16 protein-coding genes are annotated in these 17,617 nt (G+C 45.1%); 10 read left to right on the plus strand and 6 right to left on the minus strand.

Annotated features, from left to right (window positions below; all coding sequences use genetic code 11):
• Positions 1-162: 162 nt before the first annotated feature.
• The gene (locus MUK70_RS02365) at positions 163-1,590 is read right to left on the minus strand and encodes an ATP-dependent DNA helicase (protein ID WP_234655547.1); all 1,428 of its coding nucleotides are present in this window, start codon (positions 1,588-1,590) and stop codon (positions 163-165) included.
• 145 nt (positions 1,591-1,735) lie between these two features.
• Here MUK70_RS02365 and MUK70_RS02370 point away from each other — a divergent pair, with 145 nt between their 5' ends.
• From MUK70_RS02370 to coaD, 4 genes are all read left to right on the plus strand, one after another.
• Complete coding sequence (locus tag MUK70_RS02370) at positions 1,736-2,176, plus strand: CBS domain-containing protein (RefSeq protein ID WP_234602207.1); 441 nt, start codon at positions 1,736-1,738, stop codon at positions 2,174-2,176.
• 67 nt (positions 2,177-2,243) lie between these two features.
• On the plus strand, positions 2,244-2,741 hold the full coding sequence (locus MUK70_RS02375; RefSeq protein ID WP_234655546.1) for an NUDIX domain-containing protein: 498 nt from the start codon (positions 2,244-2,246) through the stop codon (positions 2,739-2,741).
• 23 nt (positions 2,742-2,764) lie between these two features.
• On the plus strand, positions 2,765-3,670 hold the full coding sequence (locus tag MUK70_RS02380) for a DUF3822 family protein (RefSeq protein WP_234655545.1): 906 nt from the start codon (positions 2,765-2,767) through the stop codon (positions 3,668-3,670).
• A 17-nt stretch (positions 3,671-3,687) separates the two neighbouring features.
• Entirely contained in the window at positions 3,688-4,170 is a 483-nt protein-coding gene (gene coaD / locus MUK70_RS02385) for a pantetheine-phosphate adenylyltransferase (protein ID WP_234602210.1), read from the plus strand.
• 27 nt (positions 4,171-4,197) lie between these two features.
• On the opposite strand, the gene MUK70_RS02390 is transcribed toward coaD, so the two are convergent.
• Positions 4,198-4,887: an NUDIX hydrolase gene (locus tag MUK70_RS02390; protein ID WP_234655544.1), complete on the minus strand. Its 690-nt coding sequence runs from the start codon at positions 4,885-4,887 to the stop codon at positions 4,198-4,200.
• 101 nt (positions 4,888-4,988) lie between these two features.
• On the opposite strand from MUK70_RS02390, the gene MUK70_RS02395 reads away from it, so the two are divergent.
• Both MUK70_RS02395 and pyrE read left to right on the plus strand, forming a co-directional pair.
• Positions 4,989-6,293, plus strand: a complete 1,305-nt coding sequence (locus MUK70_RS02395) for a hemolysin family protein (RefSeq protein WP_255716635.1) — start codon at positions 4,989-4,991, stop codon at positions 6,291-6,293.
• A 2-nt stretch (positions 6,294-6,295) separates the two neighbouring features.
• Entirely contained in the window at positions 6,296-6,937 is a 642-nt protein-coding gene (pyrE, locus tag MUK70_RS02400) for an orotate phosphoribosyltransferase (protein WP_234602212.1), read from the plus strand.
• Positions 6,938-7,039: 102 nt separating this feature from the next.
• On the opposite strand, the gene MUK70_RS02405 is transcribed toward pyrE, so the two are convergent.
• The gene (locus MUK70_RS02405; protein WP_234602213.1) at positions 7,040-8,062 is read right to left on the minus strand and encodes an aldo/keto reductase; all 1,023 of its coding nucleotides are present in this window, start codon (positions 8,060-8,062) and stop codon (positions 7,040-7,042) included.
• A gap of 143 nt (positions 8,063-8,205) precedes the next feature.
• On the opposite strand from MUK70_RS02405, the gene ppk1 reads away from it, so the two are divergent.
• Positions 8,206-10,302: a polyphosphate kinase 1 gene (gene ppk1 / locus MUK70_RS02410; protein WP_234655543.1), complete on the plus strand. Its 2,097-nt coding sequence runs from the start codon at positions 8,206-8,208 to the stop codon at positions 10,300-10,302.
• A 207-nt stretch (positions 10,303-10,509) separates the two neighbouring features.
• On the plus strand, positions 10,510-11,103 hold the full coding sequence (locus tag MUK70_RS02415; protein WP_082214337.1) for a TetR/AcrR family transcriptional regulator: 594 nt from the start codon (positions 10,510-10,512) through the stop codon (positions 11,101-11,103).
• Here MUK70_RS02415 and epsC read toward each other — a convergent pair.
• The gene (gene epsC / locus MUK70_RS02420) at positions 11,096-11,926 is read right to left on the minus strand and encodes a serine O-acetyltransferase EpsC (protein WP_234655542.1); all 831 of its coding nucleotides are present in this window, start codon (positions 11,924-11,926) and stop codon (positions 11,096-11,098) included. The genes MUK70_RS02415 and epsC overlap by 8 nt on opposite strands.
• Positions 11,927-12,340: 414 nt before the next feature.
• On the opposite strand from epsC, the gene MUK70_RS02425 reads away from it, so the two are divergent.
• Positions 12,341-13,060 carry an alpha/beta fold hydrolase gene (locus MUK70_RS02425; protein WP_244784642.1) on the plus strand — a complete coding sequence of 240 codons (720 nt, stop codon included), beginning with the start codon at positions 12,341-12,343 and terminating at the stop codon, positions 13,058-13,060.
• Between the two features lie 191 nt (positions 13,061-13,251).
• Here the strand turns inward: MUK70_RS02425 and MUK70_RS02430 are convergent, their stop codons facing one another.
• Positions 13,252-14,355: a T9SS type A sorting domain-containing protein gene (locus MUK70_RS02430; protein ID WP_234655540.1), complete on the minus strand. Its 1,104-nt coding sequence runs from the start codon at positions 14,353-14,355 to the stop codon at positions 13,252-13,254.
• Positions 14,356-14,494: 139 nt separating this feature from the next.
• Positions 14,495-15,559 (minus strand): isoaspartyl peptidase/L-asparaginase family protein, encoded by a 1,065-nt coding sequence (locus MUK70_RS02435; RefSeq protein ID WP_234655539.1) that lies wholly within the window; start codon positions 15,557-15,559, stop codon positions 14,495-14,497.
• Positions 15,560-15,674: 115 nt separating this feature from the next.
• On the opposite strand from MUK70_RS02435, the gene MUK70_RS02440 reads away from it, so the two are divergent.
• The gene (locus MUK70_RS02440) at positions 15,675-17,537 is read left to right on the plus strand and encodes a glycoside hydrolase family 2 protein (RefSeq protein WP_234655538.1); all 1,863 of its coding nucleotides are present in this window, start codon (positions 15,675-15,677) and stop codon (positions 17,535-17,537) included.
• Positions 17,538-17,617 lie beyond the last annotated feature (80 nt).

The following is a 17,617-nucleotide window of genomic DNA, read 5'->3' on the forward strand; positions in this document are numbered from 1 at the left end:
CGCAGAGCGACGCAATATTGGTAGAAAATGATGACCACGAAAATCGCCAATCCCGGCAGGGATGTAACGGCATGCATCACGCTGGTCGTTACATCCCTGCCGGGATTTGTTCCATCCTCACAACCGTTTTTGTTGCTACCAATGTTACATGCCTGCCGGCATTCATTTAAAGAAATGCTGGTGGAAATTCATCAGGAAAACTTCGTCTGTCGCCCGCGTGATGGCCGTATAAAGCCAGCGGATGAATTCTACATTAATCTGTTCCTCAGGCAGATATCCCTGGTCAATAAACACGGAGCTCCACTGGCCTCCTTGCGCTTTGTGGCAAGTTAAGGCGTAGGCAAATTTTACTTGCAATGCATTAAGGAAGGGGTCTTTTCTTAATGCTTCCATTCTTTCCTTTTTTGATGCGATATCAAAATAATCCTTCTGGACGCTTTCATATAACTTCTTGTTGTCCTCCGACGACAGGGAAGGGGAGGCTGAATGTAGGGTGTCAAGGAATATTTTGGCGTCGAATTCAGGTTGCTTTTCGTAATCTGTCAGGCGTAGGGTCACGTCGGCGAAACGGAAACCGTGCATTTCCTGGGTTTTTCGGATTTTTAATAATTCCACAAAATCACCGTTTGCGATAAAGCCCGCAGGTGAATCCTCATCCAGGATGTTGTAATTATTTCGAACCACCATCAGCCGGTCGCCAGCATCAAGCTCTTCTTCTGAAAAATTAATGGTGCGCCGGATGTATTCGTTGTATTGGACGGCTGATTTGTTGGACCGCGTCAGAATGATGGAGTTTTCCTGGCCATATTTATCATAGGCATAGCGCAGGCCTTCTTCCAGTTTTTCGCCGGTCATTTTGAAAACATCACGGTAGGAACGCGTGGTGATCTGGATTTCAGGCTTTTCGGCAACCAGCTGGTTCCTTAATAATGTTGCATTGAACAATATCCCCGATTGCTCGTCCTGCCGCATGACCTCCTTTAATTCCTCCTGAAAAACAGACATATAAAACGTCTTTTCCAGATATTCGCCGTCCAATGCCGGGCTCAATTCCTTACCAACGGGTGGCAGCTGTGCCACATCGCCCACAAGCATCAGCTTATTTCCGGGATTCTCGAAAACGAATTCGACCAGGTCCGCCAAAAGACTTTTGTTGCCAAAATCTGCATCGTCGGTGATCATGGAAGCTTCATCCACAATAAACAGTGTGTTGTCATGGTAATTTTTCTGGCGCTGGAATGTCAGGTTGCCCGAAAATGAGTCGGCCGTTTGCTTATATATCTTCTTATGGATCGTTAATGCGACTTTTTCGGAGTAACCCGACATCACTTTTGCGGCGCGGCCGGTCGGGGCAAGCAGAATGGATTTATAGCCAAAGTTTTTCAACACTTTGATTAATGTGCTGATAATGGTTGTCTTTCCCGTTCCGGCGTAACCTTTCAGCAAAAAACAATCCCTGTAACGTTCCAGGCCTTTTTCTTCGACGAGGAAATCATTCGTTTGTTCAAAAAAGCGGAGCTGGCCTTCAGTGGGTTTGAAAGGAAAACGCTTGCGTAAAAGTTGGGAAGGTAAAATCTTATCTGTTTCCATAATGCCGAAACTAACGCAACGATTGCTTAAATCAAAGTGCGTAACAGTTACAAAAATATACTTAGAATTTATTGGATTTTAATGCTGCAAATGCATATATTAGATTCCCAATTTTATCTTTTACACTCCAAAACCTCAAACATCTATGCTAGTACAACATGTAATGGGCAACAAGCCTGTCAATGCGCTTTGGTCGGTGACGCAAGACAACACGGTGTTTGAGGCTCTGGAACTCATGGCCGTCAAAAACATTGGTGCTGTTTTGGTTCTTGAAGATAATGAATTGATCGGTATCTTTTCCGAAAGGGACTATGCCAGAAAAGTTATTCTGCAGGGAAAGAGCTCGCGGGATACGCGCATCAGGGAAGTTATGACAAGTAAAGTGATCACCGTTGAAACGGACCAGAAAATCGAGGAATGTATGCAGATAATGTCTGACAAACATATCCGGCATTTGCCTGTCAATCAGGATGGAAAGCTGATTGGCATCATATCCATCAACGATATTGTTTCCGCGATTATCCACGAGCAAAAAGAACATATCAGCTCGCTGGAAAGCTACATTTCAGGAAGTCCTTATTCCTGATCCTTATATTATATCTTGCCAATTATCTCAGGTTGGTTATCTTTGCCGCTCCGAAAAAGTGAGCGATGTGCAGACTTTAAATGATGAAGTAAAGAATTTATACGGGGGTAATGTGCGTGTTCGTGTAAGCGGCATATACATTGTTCAGGATCAGGTTCTCTTGGTAAATCATTCATTGTATGGCAAAAGTCAGTCGTTCTGGAGTCCTCCGGGCGGGGGCATTCTCTTTGGGGAAACCGCCGAAGCCGCTTTAAAAAGAGAGATCAGGGAAGAAACCGGACTGGTTGCAGAAATGGGTGATTTGTTGTTTGTCAATGAATTTGTGCAGCCTCCGCTTCACGCCATTGAGCTGTTTTTTGAAGTAAAAGCGGTGCATGGCAGCATTAGCAAGGGGACTGATCCGGAGATTTCAATGCATAACCAAATCATTGAAGACGTGAAACTGATGCGCCTGGAGCACATTCATGCGCTGCCGGAGGAAGCATATCACAGCATTTTTACCCGGTTGCAATCTTTGGATGAAATTCACAGGCTGGGTAAGTTTTTGTCCGATGCAAAAAAATAGATTTTTAACCTTAACCCATTATTGTGGCAAATTCCGAAAACCAGGTCATTGAAATTATTCCTACGCTGCTTGTAGGCGATAATTCATTCGACGCGTCCAGCATTCCATTGTGCACATTGTGCATAGAGGTGGACGAAAGGCGCATCCGGTTTTGCATTGTCCGCGATGAAAACATGGAATGCATCTGGCTGGAAGATTACAGCTTCGAAACCGTTTTGAACCCCAGCGAAATTTTTGAAAGGCTTAAAAAGGTTTTTACAGGACATTTGCTTTGGTCATCGCATAGTTGGAAAAATGTTAGGATCTCTATCAATTCACACGCATTTAGTTTAATCCCCAATCTGATTTTTGAAGAAAAATCCACGACCGATTACCTGGCATTTGCTTTGGGTAATCCGGTTCCGAAGGATGAAAAAGTGCTTTATCACGATCTGCCGCTGGTGCATGCGCAGAATGTTTTTAGCGTTCCGCAAATTTGGTATGACTGGATGATCAACCATTTCGGCACATCCCAGATCACATTTTACCATTTGACCAGTCCGTTGATTATCGGAGCATTGGTAAGCCATTTGGAGCATCAGCAGCTCAGGATGGTTTCTATCTATTTTGAAAAAGAATATTTCACGCTGGTCATAACAGAAGGTCAGCAGCTGATACTTTGCAACCGTTTCCGCTTTTCCAAAACCCAGGAATTGGCCTACATTATCCTGTTTACATTAAGTCAGCTAAATTTTCTGCCTGAGGAGATGAAAGTGCTTTGTTACGGCGAAATCGCATCTTCTTCCGATTCTTACACAGAGCTTTCAAGATTTTTCCCCAATTTGCAGATCGGCAACGGCCCCACCACACTTAAATATAACAGACAATGTGCGGATGTCCCGGGACATCGTTACTTTGGCCTGTTTAACACCTACCTCGTATCATCTTAATTGTAAATGCTGCTCTCATGAAGCGTATAGCACTATTTCCGGGATCATTTGATCCATTTACAAAAGGACATGAAGACATTGTTGTACGCGGATTACGGCTTTTTGATGAAGTGGTCATCGGCATCGGGAACAACGCAACCAAAAAGCGCTATTTCCCGCTAGATGTAATGAAGGAAATGATCGAAAAGACATTTTCCGATCAGGGAAACGTGAAAGTGGTAACTTACGATGACCTTACTGCGCATACAGCGCGAGAATTGGGAGCGACGTTTCTATTGAGGGGCTTGCGTAACACAACCGATTTTGAATACGAAAACGGCATATCGCAGGTTAACCGGTATCTTTACGAAGAAATTGAAACCGTGTTTCTGATCACTTCACCGATGCTGGCTCCGATCAGTTCAAGCATTATCCGCGATCTGCACCGATATGGGCAGCGTGTAGATGATTTTCTGCCTTATTCCCTTTCAGAACTTAATAAACTCAACCAGGAAGGCTGAGTTTATCAAAAGTAAAGTCTTGCGATATTATTGTTCTTTAATGTCGTGCGTCTTATTAAGGCTTTCAATCACATAACGGATTGAACTATAAGAATTTATCAGAATCGATTTGGCTTCGCTTTGCGTGTACCAGCCTAATTTTTCAATTTGCTCTTCCGCTTGTGGTTGCATGTTGGCGTCATCAATGCAGTCGAAAAGATACCATTTGGTCCGCTTTAAAATCCGGTTGTTATTCAGACTGTAAGTGTGCCAGGTTGTGCAGATTTTTTCTTTTACCATCGCCTTAACACCCGTTTCTTCCTCAATTTCCCTTATAGCCGCGGTTCTGGAATTTTCACCTTTGTCAAGCTTTCCTTTGGGCAGGTCCCACTTTTTGCGGCGGAACATGAAAAGCCACTTTCCATCCTTTACCACAACGCCGCCTGCAGCTTTGATTACTTTGTAACTCCCTTTAATTTTTTCTTCCAATTCCGACTTCTCACGCGTTGCCATTGTCACAGACAACATATCCGTCGGTAGTGCCTTTTCCAGGAGTTCAATGAGTTGCATGGCAGATGCGGCAGTGGTGTTCAGGAAAAGCACGTGGCCTGCTAACATCTTTTTTTGCAGCTTCTCAAGTCTCAGGTCTACAATGTGATCGAATGCGGAAGTTTCCGATGCAGAAAGCTGATTGGTCCGTACAATTCGCAAAGGACGGTCGTCAAAAAAAATGATCATTTTTCAAATGGTACGTGAATCGATGCCAAAATTAAGTAAAGAGTTTAGTTTAGACAGTGATTATTATTGATAAATTTGTGTTTGTATCAAATATACAGTTCTTGGAACTCCTGATAATTCTACTTCTTGTGCTGCTCAATGGTGTCTTTTCCATGTCTGAGATAGCACTTGTTTCATCCCGCAAATCCCGTCTTGAAGCTGCTGCAAAAAATGGGGATTCCAGCGCAAAGGCCGCACTTCATCTCGCTAATTCACCTACCCGTTTTCTGTCCACCGTACAAATTGGCATAACCCTGATCGGTCTGCTGACAGGTATGTACAGTGGTGACAATATCACCAGTGATCTTGAGAAATACATTGGGACTATCCCCTTACTGATGCCTTATGCTCATTCTCTGGCAGTTGGAACAGTGCTTGTATTTATCACCTATCTTTCTCTGGTGCTCGGTGAGCTCGTTCCCAAACGGATAGGAATGGCTAATCCCGAAGCGATTTCCAAGTTCATGGCCACGCCTATGAACTTGCTTTCAAAGGCGACCGCACCATTCATAGCTTTACTCGGATTTTCCAGTGATCTTATTATCAAGGTTTTGAATATCAAGCAAAGTGAAAATTCGGTCACCGAGGAGGAGATCAAGAGTCTGATTCAAGAGGGGACATCCGGCGGTGTTTTTGAAGAAATCGAGCAGGAGATTGTTCACAATGTATTTCAACTGGGCGACCGGAAAGTGACTTCACTGATGACCAACCGGCAGGAAATCGTATGGCTGGACCTGGAAGATTCTGTTGAGGAAAATAAAGCCAAGATTTTCGATGCAAGACATTCTATTTACCCGGTTTGCCGCGGCGCTGTGGACGATGTTGTGGGTTTGGTTTACGTGAAGGACCTCATAGCAACCGATATAGAAGAGCAGCTGGCCAATATGAATGCGGTCGTAAAAGATCCGGTCTATTTGCCCGAAAGCAATCGTGCGTATCAGGCTTTGGCCAAGTTCAAAGAGCAGCGCGTCTATTTTGGGATCATTGTAGATGAGTACGGGGGCATTTTGGGCGTCTTAACCATGCACGACATTATGGATGCGCTGGTTGGTGACATTTCTGAGGACATTGAAGAAGCCTCCGAAGTCATACGCAGGGAAGATGGCAGTTACCTCATCGATGCGCAGTTGCCATTTGACGATTTTATACAGTATTTCAATCTCAACATTCAGGAGACAGAACGCCGTGAATTGGTTGGATTTAACACATTAGGCGGTTTTGTGCTGCACATTCTGGAAAACATTCCGAGCACGGGGGATAAGTTTAAATGGAAGCACTTCGAGTTTGAAGTGATCGATATGGATCGCAGCCGGATCGATAAATTATTAGTAATTAATCATAATACAAACGAAGAATCCGAAGACTAGCCATGCTAAACCAACAGGATATTAACAAAAGAATCGCTGAATTGCTACTCGAAGCGCAGGCAATAAAATTGAGTCCCGACAAACCGTTTCAATGGAGCTCAGGCTGGTTATCGCCAATTTACTGCGATAACCGCGTGGCATTATCTTATCCCGACACCCGGACTTTTATCAAAAAAACCCTGGCAGCATTGATCAAAAAAGAATACCCTGATGTGCAGGCGGTTGTTGGCGTAGCAACGGGCGGAATCGCGCAAGGTGCGTTGGTAGCAGATCTTTTGGAATTACCCTTTGCATATGTTCGACCCGAGCCCAAAAAGCATGGAATGGGCAATCAGATCGAGGGCAGATTGGAAAAAGGACAATCGGTGATCATCATTGAAGACCTTATTTCAACCGGTGGAAGTTCTTTGAAAGTCGTTGATGTTCTGCGCGCGGCCGAAATTGAAGTAGCCGGAATGGTAGCGATCTTTACATATGGATTCGCAGTGGCTGAAAACAACTTTAAAGAGAAAAATGTCAAACTCAGCACTGTAAGCAATTACAATGCATTGATAGAAACTGCATTAGAACATAATTACATTAACAGCTCCCAACTGGAAAGCCTGAGCGCATGGCGTCTGGCTCCGGAAACATGGGGGAAGTAGCAATAGGCCGTATGCTTTAAGCAATAGGGGTAGGCTTAGAAAATATGCTATAGGCAATATGCACTTACATCATACAGCGTATTGCTTAAAGCATACAGCTTGTTAGTTCCTATGATTTTCCAGTTTCTCAAAAAGTCCTCCGAACGCTTCTTCCTTAATGCCTTCTGATTTTAGGAATTCGTGTGGGAAGCCAAGCTCTATTTTGCTTACTTCATTCAGCCGGTCGATCATTTCCTGAGGGAGTTTGAATGACAGACAGCCCAGCGAATCCACGAGTTGCTTTTCTTTTCTGGCACCGATGATCGGGATCATGACCTGGTCGCGATGGCGAGCCCAGTTGATGGCCACCTGCACGGGCGTAACCCCAAGTTCGCTGGCGACATCTACCACAGTTTGTGCTATAATGCTACTATGTTCGCTTCTGCGTGAACTGTGATCAGGAACCCGGCCGGATTCTCCGCGTAAATATTTTCCTGTAAGTGCTCCGCCACCAATTGTACCCCATGGAGTGACTGCAAGCCCCAGCGCTTTGGCCATAGGAAGCAGGTCACGTTCCGGTGTGCGCTGAATGAGCGAATATTCAAATTGAATTGCCGCAAATGCATTCCAGCCACGAAAATCGGCAATTGTATTAGCTTGTGAAACAACCCAGGCAGGCGTGTCCGATATACCGACATAATGTACTAATCCTCTGGTAACCAAGTCGTCCAGTCCACGCATGAGCTCTTCGACAGGCGTCGTATTGTCCCACATGTGCACCCACAGTAGGTCGATGTACTCTGTATTGAGGCGTTTCAAGCTCGCTCTTACTGAGCGCATCATATTTTTGCGGTGATTACCGGCGAAATTAAGGTCATCATTCCGGTCTTTGAGCGTGAATTTGGTTGCTAAAACCCAATGATCGCGGTCACTCTCAATAAATTCACCTACATATTTTTCAGAAGAACCTTCTGTATAGCGATTGGCCGTATCGATAAAATTACCACCTGCACCTGCGAAACTTTCGAATATTTTAAAGCTTTCATGCTTATCCGCTCCCCATCCCCACTCAGTTCCGAAGGTCATTGTGCCCAGGCAAACTTCCGAAACACGTAAACCCGACCGGCCCAATAATTGATATTGCATAGTACTGTAATTAAGTTTTAAATGAAAGATATAACACCGGATGCGCGCCGAACTTTGTTAAATCTTTGTGCCGCAAAGTTAGATCCTTACCGGCCAAATGTATTTATATTGTAGCAAATTTTGAATCTTTTTTACCTTAATCAATGATAGATGTTGCATATCCCTACTTCGATACAAATCTGAGCTGGCTCTCCAATAATTACAGATTATTATTGGAAGCGAATGACGAGACTGTACCGGTGAGGGAGCGTTTACGTTTTCTTGGCATTTACGCTTACCAGACCAGTGAATTCTTCCGGGCACGTGTGCCCAGCCTGCTGGCGATGGGGGAGGTGAGCAACGACATCCGCACCAAGCTGAATCTCTTTCCTGAGTCCCTGCTGGAACACGTTTACGAAACGGTTGAAAATCAGTTGAGGGAATTTAATGATATCCTCACCGCTGGAATTCTTCCGGCACTGCACGAGCAGGGCGTACATTTATATTATCAGGAAACATTTGCAAATGAGCATCTCAGTTTTTTAAGGAAATTTTTTATAGACAAACTTTTTCGCCATTTACAGCCTGTATTTCTGGATAGCAGAAGAAGCTCAAAAATGCCATTCTTCGAATCCAAGCAATTGTATCTGGTCGTTAGATTGCAGCATAGAGACGACTCGGAAGAGGATTGGTATGCCCTTGTAAACATTCCTTCCGAGCCTTTCGGACGGTTCATCGAGCTGCCCGAACTCGACGGCAGGCGTCAGTTGACTTTTCTCGAAGACATTGTCCGTGAAAATTTACCGTTGCTTTTCCCGGGTTACGATGTGCTCGAAAGCTACGCATTACGGGTGGAAAAGGATACTGAGCTTTCCATTGAAGATGAATATCCGATGCAGATTGCGCAGCGTATTTTGAAACAGCTTGAAAAACGCAATTTTGTGCAGCCTGCCCAGTATTTTTACGAATCCGGCATGCCGCTGTATATGCGCGAATATCTGGTGAGCAAGGCCGGTATTCCAATGAATGAGTTTCATGAAAGGGGACATTATATCTTAATGCAGGATCTGATGACCTTTCCACAGCTGTCCCGCCGCCTCGATTACGCTTACCAGAGAGCGGTTCAGAATCCGGACTTTAATGATACGACTTCTGTTTTTGAATCGATACAAAAGGCCGATCAGCTGCTGCATTTGCCCTATCATTCTTATGAACCTATTGTCCGGTTTTTTAATGAAGCTGCCGTTGACCCGCATGTACGCGAGATCCATGTTTCACTTTACAAGATCAGCCCCAATTCCTTTATTCTGAATTCGTTGATCAGCGCTGCCCGGAATGGTAAGCGGGTAACCACCTATGTGGAGCTCAATACGAAGCTCGACATTCAGGAAAATCTGCATTGGTCAAAAAAGATGCGGGACGCTGGTGTCAAGATTATTTTGAGTGTGCCGGGTTTGAAAGTCCATGCTAAAATCGCTTTGATCAAACGGAAAGTACAAAAAGGCTGGGAGCGTTATGCGTTCCTGGGAACGGGCGGTTTCTACCGGCTTACCAGCCGTGAAATTGTCGACCACGCACTGCTTACGAGCCACCGCGAATTAACCAATGAGCTGGAATTACTCTTCGGTTATTTATCCACGCAAGACGAGCCCAAAAAGTATAAGTATTTACCCTTCAATTATCTGTTTGTAACACAATTTACACTCCAAAAAAGGCTCCTGGATCTGATCGACCGGGAAATTGCCAATTGTAACGCCGGGTTGAAATCCTTTGTAACGATCAAGATCAACCAGCTGCAGGATCATATTTTGATCGATAAAATTTATCAGGCCGGGCAGGCGGGCGTGCCGGTGCATGTGATCATTAGCGAGAGCTGCGGTCTTATTCCGGGATTGCCCTCGATCAGTGACAATATTGTGGTAAGCCGCTATGTGGACCGCTATGTCGAGAACACCCGCATCTTTCATTTTGGCAACCGTGGCAATGATGAAATGTATCTTTCGTCGTGTGACTGGACGCATCGTAATTTGCACCGGCGTATTGACGTTTGCTTTCCAATTCTGGATGAAACACTAAAAAGTCAGATGCGTTTGGTATTGCGTAACTATGTGAACGATAACCAAAAAGCCGTCCGGCTGGATGTTTATCAGAATAACCTCCGGATCACGGATGAGTCCCGCGGCAAGGTCCGTGCACAGGAAGCCAATTATCGTTTGACCGAAAAGATGGAGAAGGCAGGGCCTGCAAAACGCGCACAATAAAACATTTTCAGGCGTTTAAAAAAATTTTTTTACGCTTAAATTTTATAATCCGCCGTTAGATTTAATTAGCGCTGTTTGCACGAAAAAATATCTTTAAAGCGGGATTTTTTTGAGGAAGCGGGTTAAAATCCTCTTGAGCGGTAAGGACTATATGTTTATATTTGAATGCATATCATTCTGACTCCATCATAAAATCAGCATTATAGTATGGGAATAGTAGAGCGAAGAGAGCGCCTCAGAATACAGGTACGTTCGGATATCGTCAAAACAGCAAAAGAAATAGCCCGTGAGGACGGGTGGACAGCGGTCTCCATCCGCAAAATTGCTGAAGTGATTGAATACAGCCCTCCAATTCTCTATGAATATTTTGAGAGCAAGGATAAATTGCTTGAAGCAATCCGCATGGAAGGCTTCGACATCCTGCAAGCGGAATTTTTAAAGATCAAAACACATTTCAGTAATCCTCAGAAACAGTTAGCCGAAGTGGCACAGCGCATCTGGGTATTCGCTATTGAAAATCCGGAAGTTTTTCAGGTCATGTTCAATCTGGAAGGTGCTTATTGCGATTCCAAAAATGTGTATGGAAAGGCGATGAGCATTAAGGGTAATCCGGTTTGGGAAATGATTGCAAGCTTGCGTCCGAGATCCGGCGAAATGGTCACCAAAACCTATTACGAATGGTGGTGCCTTACCTACGGTTTTATCAGCATCACTATGACCACACAGCCCAGATACGCCTTTCCGCAAGCGGAGCCCGTGTATATGGAAGGTGTTCGCCGATTTATAAGAAGTATTATGTAACAGACGGCGTCTGCGGGCGTATCTCTATTTTGCTTTGGTGATAAACCTGTGAAAATGGAGGTACGCTTCGCACGAGCCAGGCATTCCCGCCGATAATCGAATCGTGGCCTATCACGGTATCTCCTCCCAAAATTGTTGCATTCGCATATACAACCACATTGTCCTCAATAGTCGGGTGACGCTTGCGCGATGCCAGTGACTTGGACACGTGTGTAGCACCTAATGTAACGCCCTGGTATAATTTCACATTGTTTCCGATGTGCGTCGTCTCCCCGATGACCACGCCTGTGCCGTGATCGATGAAAAAAGAGTGTCCAATCGTTGCATTGGGGTGAATGTCAATGCCAGTCTGGCTATGTGCAAACTCGGTTAACATTCTCGGTAACAACGGGATGCCGCACAATGCGAATGAATTGGCGAATCGGTAAGTTGCAATGGCCATGAAGCCGGGATAAACAGAAATGACTTCTTCAATGCTCACCGACGCAGGATCATTATCGGTAATGGACTTGGCATCCATTAAAAGTTTTTCGTAGATCTCAGGGACCTGCGCAAACACTGCATCCAGTATTTCTTCCTTACTTTTTTCCAGCTCCGGCAACAAAGGTTCCAACATGCATTCCAGACTGTTGCGTAAGTCAGCATATTTCATCGCAATATCCTTACCGGGGCAGCTTGGACAGTCTTTGCTGATTGGAAACAAAAAATTAATCAGGTCCTGGATAAACTTTCCGGCATCATGCCGGGATGGCAGTTGGTAGCGATATCTTTCATTCTGCGCTGCCAGGCGCTGAAAGAACTGGTTTTGGTGGTTGGCTGTCATTAATATTGGATATTTGGCTTACATCGGCGGCTTACGCAGCCCGGGCCTTACTGGGCATTAATTTTTATACTGAACACAGAAATGAGCCGAAAAATTTTGTTCGGGCTATTTCTTTGAAATTCGCGAACTGAATTGCGCTGTTTATCTGATTATAATCGTATATTGAATTATCCTGTGAAGTTATAAATTAGAGTAACATTCCTGAGTGTATGCCAAGTTTTAAATTTTTGCGATCGGCAATTGTCGTTTTCCTGATATCAGTTTCGCTAAGTTCCTGTTTTTCCCCGGTACATTATTTCAGCCAAGCAGGTCCGGAAGCATTATGCAGCAAAGAAGGTAAAACCCGAGGAACGCATCATCAGGAATGATACGCTGGCGCTTTGTATAGCCAGTGTGGGCTCAGATACGCTGCCGATGTTACTACTCATTCACGGAGCGCCGGGTTCGTTATGGGGTTATATGAATCTGATGGACGACGAGGATTTGCAAAAGCGCTTTCACATTGTTTCCGTGGACCGCGTGGGTTATGGTAAATCCAGGCTCAAAGTGAAGAAGAAGCGCCGTTATGTCACTTCTATTGCCACGCAGGCCAATGCGCTGTTACCCGTTTTTCAGTTAAATAAAAGTAAAGAGAAAGTGACCGTTCTCGGCAGGTCTTATGGGGCGCCGATTGCGGCCAAGCTGGTTTCGCTGGAACCGGACAAGGTCAAGGAACTGATCATGGTTTCACCGGTTATCGATCCTGAAAAAGAGAAGTTTTACTGGTTTTCCAAATGGGGCCGGAATTCATTTATCCAATTATTTCTTCCCGGAGAATTCAACACGGCTACGGCTGAAAAATACAGTCATTCCGACGAGTTGAGAAAGCTTTTACCCGTTTGGCAGAATCTGAATGTTCCGACAACGGTAATTCAGGGAGGAAATGACTGGATTGCTGACCCTGCAAACATTGATTTTGCTAAAAAACACATTAAGAGCAAGCGAGCTCAATATATTTTCCTTCACAAGGCGGGGCATATGATCACCTACACGCATTTGTCGATGATCAAGGAAATGCTGCTGAAAAATCAGGTGTTTGAAGATAAGCTCAGTTCAATCGACATGTCCACCGCCACCGGGCAGATGGGAAATTAAAATTAATTTACACAATGAGGAAAAAGAAAATGGCTGATCATACGATCAGCCATTTTTCTGAATTATAATTAACCTATGATAAATACGGAGATCTGTTGCTGTGCAATAGTGCCATATTTTCATAGGACGAAAATTTCATTTTATACCATTACAATGTTGCGTAGGATTTAATGAAGATTCTTAGGCTGAAACTATCGCAGAACTTTTTGAGATACTGCATCCTTTTCGTTAGCGGCCTTAATGATATAAATCCCCTCTGCAAGACTACGCATATCAAATTCCTCCTGAATGGATATAACCGGACCGTTGCTCTTTACTTCCCGGAGAACCCTTCCTTTGATATCAATAAGCTGCAACGTTACCACAGAGCGCTTTTTACTATATGCTTTTACAGTTATAAATGTCTCCGTTGGGACCGGATAGGCTTCGATGGCCATTGAGACTTCCGCGGATTTAACATTAGGCGTGGAAGTGATCAACCCACTGTTTTCTGCAGACTCATAGGGTGGAATGTCAACTGTCGGGCCAGGCTTATCCGTCACGGTAATCAGCCCTTCGCGATACGATTCTGAGATGATAACTCCATCACGCCATTCGCTTACGACCATTGCAAATATGTAATTGCCTAAAATCTCCGGAGCCTGCCAAACCAGCTGATTAACCGAAGGGATAACTTTAAATGTCCCAGTTGCACTGATCTCATTGGGATACATATAGTTGTGCTCCAACATTCGTACGCCGCATTCGCCCGGCGACGGCTTGCTCAATCTCGGAAGCTTGACAGAAATACTGTCCACATCCGCAACCGTCGGTTTAAGGTTAATTGTAAATAGCTGCCTTACGCCCGCCTCGAATGAGAGATTAGGCAGAACAGGGGTAGAATTGGACACTTGTGTATTAATAACTGTCCAGAAAAATGCTCTTGTGTCGCCCGAATTTGGCAGGTTCAGAACCCCTGGAGTTCTGTTTTCTAGCGAAACTGAAATTTGGAATGTTCCGGCAGATGCGTAAGTATGGGAACCATCATAATCTGCGACAAGCACATTACCAGGCAATTGTTCCATCTTCGACCTTTGAAACTCCTTTGTAGAACCATCACCAAAACAAACAAGAACGCCCGTTTGCCCGTTAGCAGCATCCTGGCCTGTTCTGAGATCAAAGTACAAGCGCACTTTGATGTTATAGTTTTGTCCGGAAACATGCGACGCCATGATTTCGCCGCCCCGGATATGGGTTGCAAGACAAAGCGGAGAAGCCAGTAAGATCAGAAGAAAAACCTTGTAAACTGATTTCATAAAGTAAAGGAAGTTGAATGTTACGTTACTTATTCAGAACGACGGAAGCAGCCCGTTTTGTATTGCGCGAACAAGAAACAAATAGATAAAAACATGTTTTTGTAACCGCGCTGAAATCAGGCTGAGAAAGTGCTCAAAATCAGTCTTTGTAAATCAGGATCTCACTTTTTCCATCGCTTTTGATATAGCCGCGATACATGCCTTCGCTGTTAAATGGCATTGCAATGTTCCCGTTTCTATCAACCGCGATGATCCCGCCTTCGCCACCGCGTTCCACGAGTTTTTTCATCACCACTTCATTCGCAGCGTCTTTTACTGTCATTCCTTTATATTCCATTAGCGCCGAGATGTCGAAAGCAACCACGGAGCGGATAAAATACTCTCCGTGCCCGGTTGCCGAAACGGCACATGTTGCATTATTGGCATAGGTTCCCGCACCGATGATGGGTGCGTCGCCTATGCGGCCGTACTTTTTATTGGTCATGCCGCCGGTTGATGTGCCAGCCGCCAGATTGCCAAATTTATCCAGTGCAACGCAGCCGACGGTTCCGAATTTCCTGCCTTCTGTGAATATGAGATCCTCTTGCTCGATCGAACCGGTTTTCGGTGCCTTTTTTACTTCTTGTTTTTCTTTTGCGTCGTGATCCAGTTCTGTTTTTTCCTGTTCTTTGGCACGCTGTAAAGCTTTAAACCTTGATTCTGTGTAGAAATAGGAAGGATCAACGATCGCTTGGCCCTGATCTTTTGCAAATGTTTCTGCGCCTTTGCCAGCCATCATGACGTGTGGTGACTTTTCCATCACTGCAATGGCCGTGCTGATCGGATTTTTGATCGTAGTTACGCCCGCGATGGCTCCGGCTTTCAATGTTTTGCCTTCCATGATGGACGCATCCAGCTCATTTTTGCCTTCATTGGTAAAAACGGCACCTTTACCGGCATTGAAAAGGGGCGAATCTTCCATCACCCGGATTGTCGCTTCTACCGCCTGCACGCTTGTTCCACCGTTTCTCAGCACGCCGTAACCCTTTAGTAATGCTGTGTTAAGCACGTCTTTATAAGCGTTTTCCTGCTCGGGGGACATATTGGCACGGGTAATGGTGCCGGCACCGCCGTGCAGTACGAGCGTAATTTTATCCGAATAATCCTGTGCAAAACCGGAGAGGCTGATCAGCACCAAAAGGGTCAGGTAGGAAAGCTTTTTCATGCAATTGGATTTGAGTGAGTTATTTCAAAGCTAATCAAAATGATAGTAGAGCGGCCTTCGGAAATCCTTTTAAATTTGAATTATTTAACATTTTATTCAGAACAACTCAAATTTAATGAAAAGAGCACTGCTTGGATTATGGTTACTTTCATGCGTCCTGAGTGTCGACTCAGTGGCACAGAAGCCATCCGAATGGAAATATGTGGAAGGGAAAATCGTCACGCCGTGGACGGAAAAGGTGAATGTTGCCAATGTTCATCCCGAATATCCCAGGCCACAAATGGTCCGCCAGAACTGGTTAAACATGAATGGTCTCTGGAATTATTCTATTGTTCCTAAGCAAGCTTCGGAAGCCAGACCTGTATCTTTTGACGGCCGGATCCTGGTTCCGTTTGCAGTAGAATCTGCCTTGTCGGGCGTGAGTAAGACGGTTGGGAAAGACAGCGTGCTCTGGTATCAGCGCAGTATTGATTTTTCACCTAAATTAAAGGATCAGCGTGTTTTGATTCATTTCGGTGCGGTGGATTGGAAATGTGATGTGTTTGTGAACGGCAAGCCCGCAGGAACACATCAGGGCGGTTATGATCCGTTTTCCTTTGACATCACCGATCTGCTGTTGAAGAAAAAGCAACAGGATATCAGCGTGCGGGTGTGGGACCCGAGCAGCGACGGGCCTCAGCCGCGTGGCAAGCAGATTAAAAATCCGCATGGGATCTGGTATACGCCGGTGACGGGTATCTGGCAAACCGTTTGGCTGGAAACTGTTCCAACCACGCATATTGTTGATTTCAAACAGGTGCCGGATATTGATAAGCAGACGCTTAATGTTTCCGCGACGCTTACAAATGCCGCAGCGACAGACAGAATCAAAGTTACTGCCCTGGACGGTTCTGCCAAGGTTGCCGAGCAGGAAATTGCATCGGGCGAAAATGCCGTGCTGAACATCCCGAATGCAAAATTATGGTCTCCTGAGAATCCATTTCTTTATGACCTGATAATATCCGTAACCAGAAACGGAAAGGTCATTGACGAGGTGAAAAGCTATTTCGCAATGCGCAAGATTTCTATGCAGCCCGATGAGAACGGCATTCAGCGTATGGCTCTGAATAACAAGTTTTTGTTCCAATACGGACCGCTCGACCAAGGCTGGTGGCCAGACGGACTTTACACCGCTCCAACAGACGAAGCCCTGAAATTCGACATATTAAAAACCAAGGAAATGGGCTTTAATATGATCAGAAAGCACGTGAAAGTGGAGCCGGCAAGATGGTATCGTTACTGTGACGAGCTGGGTATGCTCGTGTGGCAGGACATGCCAAGCGGCGATATGGGCAATAATTGGGAGCAGCGCCCTGGTATAACCGGCGCCGAAACGGATAAGGACCGCACACCTGAATCCGAAAATATCTATAAAACAGAATGGAAAGCCATTATCGATGCGAATGACCATTTCCCATCTATTGTAGTTTGGGTTCCTTTTAATGAGGCGTGGGGACAATTCAAAACGGAAGAAATCACAAATTGGACCATGCAATATGACCCCAGCCGACTGGTTAACAGTGCCAGCGGAGGCAATTTCCATCCCGTAGGGCACATTATCGACATGCACAATTATCCCGCGCCTGTCATGCCAAGGCCTGATCTTTTCGGTGCTAAACAGATCATTGTGCTGGGTGAGTTCGGTGGGCTGGGGCTGCCGGTTGATAACCATGTTTGGCAGCAGAAGGATAACTGGGGTTACCAAAGCTTCAAGAATCCCGAAGAGCTTTACGCTCGTTACGAATCCTTCGTCAAACGGTTTGAGCCATTAATCAAAAAAGGATTATCCGCAGCAGTCTACACACAAACCACTGATGTTGAGGTAGAAATAAACGGGCTCATGACATACGATCGCAAAGTGATCAAATTCCCTGAGGCAAAGTTGAAAGCGATACACGCCCCACTTTACAATGCAGATTGGGTGAAGTTAAAGCCTTGAAGCTGTCTAATGTTGTCACATTAACCTTGTCACACTGAGCGGAACTTTGTCACACTGAGCGGAGCCGAAGTGAATTGCAG

Origin of the sequence: Dyadobacter chenwenxiniae (genome assembly GCF_022869785.1) — a bacterium.
GTDB classification, from domain to species: Bacteria; Bacteroidota; Bacteroidia; order Cytophagales; family Spirosomataceae; genus Dyadobacter; species Dyadobacter chenwenxiniae.

Excerpts from the sequence above, each read along its gene's own strand:
- MUK70_RS02435 (WP_234655539.1), bottom strand. The coding sequence starts at position 15,559 with ATGAAAAAGCTTTCCTACCTGACCCTTTTGGTGCTGATCAGCCTCTCC.
- MUK70_RS02415 (WP_082214337.1), top strand. The coding sequence starts at position 10,510 with ATGGGAATAGTAGAGCGAAGAGAGCGCCTCAGAATACAGGTACGTTCG.
- MUK70_RS02365 (WP_234655547.1), bottom strand. The coding sequence starts at position 1,590 with ATGGAAACAGATAAGATTTTACCTTCCCAACTTTTACGCAAGCGTTTT.
- MUK70_RS02430 (WP_234655540.1), bottom strand. The coding sequence starts at position 14,355 with ATGAAATCAGTTTACAAGGTTTTTCTTCTGATCTTACTGGCTTCTCCG.
- epsC (WP_234655542.1), bottom strand. The coding sequence starts at position 11,926 with ATGACAGCCAACCACCAAAACCAGTTCTTTCAGCGCCTGGCAGCGCAG.
- coaD (WP_234602210.1), top strand. The coding sequence starts at position 3,688 with ATGAAGCGTATAGCACTATTTCCGGGATCATTTGATCCATTTACAAAA.
- MUK70_RS02405 (WP_234602213.1), bottom strand. The coding sequence starts at position 8,062 with ATGCAATATCAATTATTGGGCCGGTCGGGTTTACGTGTTTCGGAAGTT.
- MUK70_RS02370 (WP_234602207.1), top strand. The coding sequence starts at position 1,736 with ATGCTAGTACAACATGTAATGGGCAACAAGCCTGTCAATGCGCTTTGG.
- MUK70_RS02425 (WP_244784642.1), top strand. The coding sequence starts at position 12,341 with ATGTTACTACTCATTCACGGAGCGCCGGGTTCGTTATGGGGTTATATG.
- MUK70_RS02440 (WP_234655538.1), top strand. The coding sequence starts at position 15,675 with ATGAAAAGAGCACTGCTTGGATTATGGTTACTTTCATGCGTCCTGAGT.
- pyrE (WP_234602212.1), top strand. The coding sequence starts at position 6,296 with ATGCTAAACCAACAGGATATTAACAAAAGAATCGCTGAATTGCTACTC.
- MUK70_RS02390 (WP_234655544.1), bottom strand. The coding sequence starts at position 4,887 with ATGATCATTTTTTTTGACGACCGTCCTTTGCGAATTGTACGGACCAAT.
- ppk1 (WP_234655543.1), top strand. The coding sequence starts at position 8,206 with ATGATAGATGTTGCATATCCCTACTTCGATACAAATCTGAGCTGGCTC.